The 416-nt window shown below is 62.7% G+C and carries 2 pseudogenes; both read left to right on the forward strand.

The features are described from left to right. Positions 1-218: pseudogene (locus EXE41_RS18730) on the forward strand (hypothetical protein); the annotation flags it as partial. Positions 219-304: 86 nt separating this feature from the next. Then, positions 305-416, forward strand: a pseudogene (locus tag EXE41_RS19810) (DUF955 domain-containing protein); the annotation flags it as partial.

The raw sequence follows: 416 nt of genomic DNA on the forward strand, positions 1-416 counted from the left end.
CCGGTGAGCAGCCGCCGACGAATCCGCTGGTCGTGCTGAAAGCGGCCCGGTGGTGGTACATTCACGGCAAGGGCGGCACGGATCCCGCCTTCCAGTGGGCCATCGAGTGGGCCCGTCATCTTGCGACCGACACGCCCAGTGACGTCGAGCGATTCGACGAGTTCCTCGAGTACCTCGTCTCGGTTGGCTTTACGGACGAACGCCACGAGCTCCGCTGACCGACAGAGCGGTTTTTGAACGCCCCTGAGGGGTGCGGCGCGGTCTGAGCAGACGCAGTCGCCGTGAACTTGGTTCGGTGAACACAATGGCTACGACCAGTGATTCGTCGGTCTCCTTCGACCAGACCGACACGCGATCCGACGAGATGAACAGTACAATCGAACAGTGGATCGACGACCTCGTCGTCGGCGTCGACG

The organism is Halorubrum sp. SD690R (assembly GCF_005435035.1).
Lineage (GTDB): Archaea > Halobacteriota > Halobacteria > Halobacteriales > Haloferacaceae > Halorubrum > Halorubrum ezzemoulense.